General features: G+C 71.7%; 6 protein-coding genes. 2 read left to right on the forward strand and 4 right to left on the reverse strand.

Features of this window, described 5'->3' with window-relative positions:
- The coding region (locus tag ABZ281_RS36265; RefSeq protein ID WP_356662311.1) for a hypothetical protein at positions 1 to 843 on the reverse strand (843 nt) is incomplete at its 3' end.
- Between the two features lie 148 nt (positions 844 to 991).
- On the opposite strand from ABZ281_RS36265, the gene ABZ281_RS36270 reads away from it, so the two are divergent.
- Positions 992 to 1960 (forward strand): DUF4097 family beta strand repeat-containing protein, encoded by a 969-nt coding sequence (locus tag ABZ281_RS36270; protein ID WP_356662312.1) that lies wholly within the window; start codon positions 992 to 994, stop codon positions 1958 to 1960.
- A 1-nt stretch (position 1961) separates the two neighbouring features.
- Positions 1962 to 3029 (forward strand): helix-turn-helix transcriptional regulator, encoded by a 1068-nt coding sequence (locus tag ABZ281_RS36275; protein WP_356662313.1) that lies wholly within the window; start codon positions 1962 to 1964, stop codon positions 3027 to 3029.
- Positions 3030 to 3063: 34 nt separating this feature from the next.
- Here the strand turns inward: ABZ281_RS36275 and ABZ281_RS36280 are convergent, their stop codons facing one another.
- The 3 genes from ABZ281_RS36280 to ABZ281_RS36290 all read right to left on the reverse strand — a co-directional run bounded on the left by ABZ281_RS36280 (position 3064) and on the right by ABZ281_RS36290 (position 4911).
- A complete protein-coding gene (locus ABZ281_RS36280; protein ID WP_356662314.1) occupies positions 3064 to 3636 on the reverse strand; it encodes a Clp protease N-terminal domain-containing protein in 573 nt (190 codons plus the stop codon).
- Positions 3636 to 3845 (reverse strand): HTH domain-containing protein, encoded by a 210-nt coding sequence (locus ABZ281_RS36285; protein ID WP_356662315.1) that lies wholly within the window; start codon positions 3843 to 3845, stop codon positions 3636 to 3638. Before ABZ281_RS36285 ends, ABZ281_RS36280 begins: the two co-directional genes overlap by 1 nt.
- Positions 3846 to 3945: 100 nt before the next feature.
- Complete coding sequence (locus ABZ281_RS36290) at positions 3946 to 4911, reverse strand: zinc-binding dehydrogenase (RefSeq protein WP_356662316.1); 966 nt, start codon at positions 4909 to 4911, stop codon at positions 3946 to 3948.
- Positions 4912 to 5312: the final 401 nt, after the last annotated feature.

A 5312-nucleotide genomic window follows, 5' to 3' on the forward strand; every position in this document is an offset into this window, starting at 1 on the left:
GACCGCGTCCGCGGCCTTCTCGCCCAGTTCCTGCTCGGGCAGGTGCCCCAGCAGCAGCGCGTCACCGACGAGGGCCCTGGCCGGTGCCCAGCCGCCACCCCGCCGCCGCAGGCCCCGCACCAGGAGCGGCAGCCCCGCCGCCACCTGCGCCAGGGCCAGGGCCCGGGCCCTGGGGCCGCCCGTCCAGGGCATCCAGGGGCCGAGGCGGCCGTGGTCCACGGTGTCGCGTTCCGCGACCGTCTCACGCCAGCCCGGCCACTCGACGGGCAGACTGTCCGGCCGTCCGGCGGCGGCCTCCAGGAGACGGTCGGCGGATTCGCCCGGGGCCAGTTCGGCGGGCAGGGCGACGCCCAACCGCGCGAGGACCCCGAGCAGTCCGCGCAGGCGGGTGCGGGCGTCGACCGCCGCGTCGGGTGCGGTCAGCCGGTCGAGGTCCTGGACGTCGTGCACGGGGTCGAGACCCAGCCGGGCGGCGAACGTGCGCATCGCCTCCTCCTCCCCGACCGGGACGCCGCTCGCGAGCCACTCGAAGCCGACCGGGCGGCGGAAGCCGGACGCGAAGGTGAATCCCGCGTGGTCGGGGTCCCACCACAGGGCCAGGACGGGCCAGGCCGCGCCGACGGCGAGGGCCGTGGTCCAGCCGGTGACCACGCGGTCGACGGGCTCGGCGCCGTCCCGCCAGGGCCTGCCCTCGGGGACGAGAACGCTCCATTCGCCGCCCGCGCGCGTGAGCCGCATCGGTTCGCGCAACAGGTGGGCGACGGGGGCGACGGACGCGGGCGCCGCCCGGCACAGCAGCAACGCCCCAGACGCGGGACCGGTGCGGGCAGCTTCCGTCGGCATGCTCACACGCTAGGGCGAATCATTCGATTTTGAGCACTTTTATCCACCCACCCATCCCCAGAACGGGTGTCTTGACTTTCCGGGACCGCGATATATCGTGAATACGAGAGGACGCGATATGGCGCGTCGAGTCGGGGAGGTCTGCAGCATGTCCGAGTGGTCCGTCACGGAACCGAGGAAGCTCACCTTCGACGAGCCCGTGAGCGATCTGCACGTACGTCTCGTCAACGGAACGGTGAACGTGGTGGGCACCGACGAAGGTTCCGCCCGCCTGGAGATCTCCGAGATCGAGGGACCACCCCTGGTGGTGACCCAGCAGGACGGCGTCCTGACGGTGGCCTACGAGGACCTGCCCTGGAAGGGCTTCCTCAAGTGGCTGGACCGCAAGGGCTGGCGCCGCAGCGCGGTGGTCTCCCTGGCCGTCCCGGTCGGCACCCGCGTGGAGGTGGGCGTGGTGGGCGCGGCCGCCGTGATCTCCGGGATCCAGGGCCCGTCGGTGGTGAAGGGCGTCACCGGCGACACGACGCTCGTGGGACTCTCGGGCCCGGTCCGCGCCGACACGGTCTCCGGCAGCCTGGAGGCCCAGGACGTGACCGGCGAGCTGCGATTCAACTCGGTCTCCGGCGACCTCACGGTGGTCGAGGGCTCCGGACCCTCCGTGCGGGCGGACTCGGTCAGCGGCTCGATGATCGTCGACCTCGACCCGAACGGCCCGACGGACGTCCGTCTGACCAGCGTCTCGGGTGAGATCGCGATCCGGCTGCCGTACCCGGCGGACGCGGAGGTCGAGGCGAACACGGCGAGCGGCTCCGTCTCCAACGCCTTCGACGGGCTGCGGGTGCACGGCCAGTGGGGCGCCCACAAGATCACGGGCCGCCTCGGCGCGGGCACCGGCAAACTGCGGGCCACCACCGTCTCCGGCTCGATCGCCCTGCTGCGCCGCCCCGCCGGGGAGGACGATCACGGCGAGCGAGAGGACACCCCGCCCGCCGGCGGCGCGGCGGCAGCCCCGGGGCGCGGCACCCAGGACGGCTCGGGAGACAATTCCGTCTCCGGCCGGGGCGATGACCCCACCACCGCCCCGGCCGACGGCACGACCGACAAGAAGGTGCTCTGACATGCCCCCCGTCTTCGCCCACGGCCGCCTCCGCCTCTACCTGCTGAAACTGCTGGACGAGGCCCCCCGCCACGGCTACGAGGTGATCCGCCTCCTCGAGGAGCGCTTCCAGGGGCTGTACGCACCATCGGCGGGCACGGTCTACCCGCGCCTGGCCAAGCTGGAGGCCGAGGGCCTGGTCACCCACACCACCGAGGGCGGCCGCAAGGTCTACTCGATCACGGACGCGGGCCGCGCCGAGCTGGCCGACCGCAGCGGCGAGCTGGCCGACCTGGAGCTGGAGATCCGGGAGTCGGTCGCGGAACTGGCCGCGGAGATCCAGGCCGACGTGCGCGGAGCCGCCGGCGACCTGCGCCGCGAGATGCGCGCCGCGGCGACCGAGGCCCGCCGGGACAGCGGCACCAGGACCGACGGCACGGCAGGCGCCCGATACGGCGACTCCTCGCCGTATGGCGACAAGGAGGCCTGGCGCATCGCCAAGGAGGAGATGCGCCGCGCCCGGCAGGAGTGGAAGGAGCAGGCCCGGCGCGCCAAGGACGAGAGCCGCCGCGCCCGCGAGGACGCCCAGCGCGCCCGCCGCCAGGCGAAAGAGGCCCAGGAGCAGGCCCGGGTTCAGGCCCAGGAGCAGGTTCAGCGCATCACCCGTCGCGTCCAGGAGCAGGTGCAGGACCACTTCACACGCGGCGACTGGCCGACGGGGCTGCGCGAGGGCTTGAGCGAACTGGTCAAGGAGGTGGGTGAGTTCGGAAAGGACTACGGCAAGGACTTCGGCAAGGACCTCGGCTTCGACTGGACCGGCACCGGCAGGTCCGCTCCCGAACCGGCCCCCTCAGAGCCCTCGGAGGGCTTCCCAGCCGCCTACGAACCGGCCTGGGCGCACGAGAACGCCGCAGACTCCACCGGCGACCCCGCCCGCGACCTGGACCGCCTGCTCGACCGCTTCCGGGACGACATCCGCGACGCGGCCCGCGACCACGGCGTCACCCCCGACCAGCTGCGCGACGCCCGCCGGCACCTGTCGACGGCGGCGGCCCACATAGGAGCCCTCCTGCGTACGCAGAAGAAGTAGACGCCCACCCGGAGCCCCGGCCCCGCCCTGCCCTTCAGCCGGCCTTGGCCTCGCCATCACTGCCGTACAGCACCCGCACCAGGGACTCGTACGTCACCCCGTGGTCGGCGAGGACCTCGGCCGGCACGCCGGGGCACAAGGTCAGGGCCAGCAGGAGGTGCTCGTCCCCGATGTGCCGGTCCCGCTGGGCGAGAGCGACCCGCAGTGAGCGCTCCAGCACCTCCTTGGCACCCCCGCCGAAGGAGACCCGCCCCGACCACCGCGCTTTGCCCTTTCGGTCCCCGGCCAGGGCGCCGACCCCGTGCGCCTCCTCCACCCGGGCGACGATCTCCCCCACATCGATCCCCAGTCCGGCCAGCGCGGCGGTGTCGGCCTGCGTCAGCCCGGCCCGCCTCCGCGCCTCACGCAGCGCCTCCCGCACGGATTCCCGCCGCTCATCGAGCCCGAGAGCGACGAGCGCGAAGGACCCCCGACCGCCCTCCCGGTCGAGCAGCGCCAGCAGCAGATGCTCCGGCTCCACACACTGCCCACCCCCACCGCTCCCCTCCACATACGCGTAAGCGCCCTTGACCGCATCCCTGGCGTCTTGTGTAAACCGCTCGAACATCAATGCCTCCCGTACTTCTTGTGCACGGCCTGCCTGCTCACACCGAGTTCGGTGGCGATCTCCTGCCACGACCAGCCCTGGTTGCGCGCATTGTGCACCTGGACGGCTTCCAACTGCTCCAGCAGCCGACGCAGCGCGGCGACGGCCCGTAGGCCGACCCGTGGATCACGGTCACCCGCACGCTCGGCCAGATCGGTAGCTTCGGTCATGAAGTCAACCTACGTTGACAGCCGACTCTCGTCAACCATAGTTGACAAATGAAAACGGCCGGCCCCTCCCGGGCCGACCGTCGACGCACCTCGAGCAAGCTCAGGGATTCGTCAGCACGACCTTCCCGAACTGCTCACCCGCGGCCAGCCGTTCGAAGCCTTCTCGAGCCCGGTCCATCGGCATGACCTCGTCGATGACGGGCCGCACCCCGGTGGCGGCACAGAACGCCAGCAGGTCCTCCAGCTCGTCCTTGGTGCCCATCGTGGACCCGACGACCTTGAGCTCCAGGAAGAAGATCCGGGTCAGCTCGGCATGGGAGGGCCGGTCGCCACTGGTGGCACCGGAGATGACCAGCGTGCCGCCGGGCTTCAGCGACTTCACGGAATGCGACCAGGTGGCGGCCCCGACGGTCTCGATCACGGCGTCGACGCGCTGCGGCAGCCGCGCCCCGGACTCCAGCGCCTCGACGGCCCCGAGTTCCAGGGCCCGCTTCCGCTTGGCCTCGTCCCGGCTGGTGGCGAAGACCCGGAGCCCCGCGGCCTTGCCCAGCACGATCGCCGCCGTGGCGACACCACCACCGGCACCCTGCACCAGTACGGAGTCTCCGGGCCGTACCCCTGCGTTGGTGAACAGCATCCGATACGCGGTCAGCCACGCCGTCGGCAGACAGGCGGCCTCCGCGAAGGAGAGCTCCTTGGGCTTGGGCAGGATGTTCCAGGTCGGCACGGCGACCTGCTCGGCGAAGGTGCCCTGGTAGCGCTCGGTGAGGATGGAACGGGGTTCCTTCGGGCCGACTCCGTGCCCGCTCTGTCCGATCACGGAGTGCAGGACGACTTCATTGCCGTCCTCGTCGACGCCGGCGGCGTCACAGCCGAGGATCATCGGCAGCTTGTCCTCTGCGAGGCCCACGCCACGCAGGGACCACAGGTCGTGGTGGTTGAGGGAGGCGGCCTTGACCGTGACGGTACTCCAGCCGGGACGGGCCTCGGGAGCAGGGCGCTCTCCCAACTCCAGGCCGGACAGCGGCTGGTCGCGGTCGATTCGGGCGGCGTAGACAGCGAACATGACCTTGACGATAGGTTCCCCGAGGGACCGAAGGAACCATCCGTCCCTGTGAGACACGCCCTCTTGCCAGGTGGGCGGCGGTGTTGCTGAGGGCCGTCCGAGCTAGTGCGGGCGGCAGGCGACGTTTGCCCGTTGAGGAGCGGCGTCCGGTGCGTGCTCTCGGCGTGCCGACCGGAAGCCCTCGTACCGGACGTACTCGGGGTTTCGGCCGGTGTGGCCAGTGGGGGTACCCCCTGCTCGAGCGGAGTCGAGAGTGTGGGGGAGCGTGCCGGGCATCGTGACGGGGCGAACGTTGCCTGTCGCGGCACTAGCCGGTGACTTCGCACTTGGGGGTTTAGGTCTCCAGCCAGCGGGGTCTGGTTTCGTCGATGCCGAGGAGTTCGAGCAGGTGTGCTTGGACT

The organism is Streptomyces sp. NPDC006265, from assembly GCF_040613555.1.
In the GTDB taxonomy this organism is placed as follows: Bacteria; Actinomycetota; Actinomycetes; order Streptomycetales; family Streptomycetaceae; genus Streptomyces.

Coding starts and splice junctions, on each gene's coding strand:
- ABZ281_RS36270 (WP_356662312.1), top strand. CDS start 992: ATGTCCGAGTGGTCCGTCACGGAACCGAGGAAGCTCACCTTCGACGAG.
- ABZ281_RS36275 (WP_356662313.1), top strand. CDS start 1,962: ATGCCCCCCGTCTTCGCCCACGGCCGCCTCCGCCTCTACCTGCTGAAA.
- ABZ281_RS36280 (WP_356662314.1), bottom strand. CDS start 3,636: ATGTTCGAGCGGTTTACACAAGACGCCAGGGATGCGGTCAAGGGCGCT.
- ABZ281_RS36285 (WP_356662315.1), bottom strand. CDS start 3,845: ATGACCGAAGCTACCGATCTGGCCGAGCGTGCGGGTGACCGTGATCCA.
- ABZ281_RS36290 (WP_356662316.1), bottom strand. CDS start 4,911: ATGTTCGCTGTCTACGCCGCCCGAATCGACCGCGACCAGCCGCTGTCC.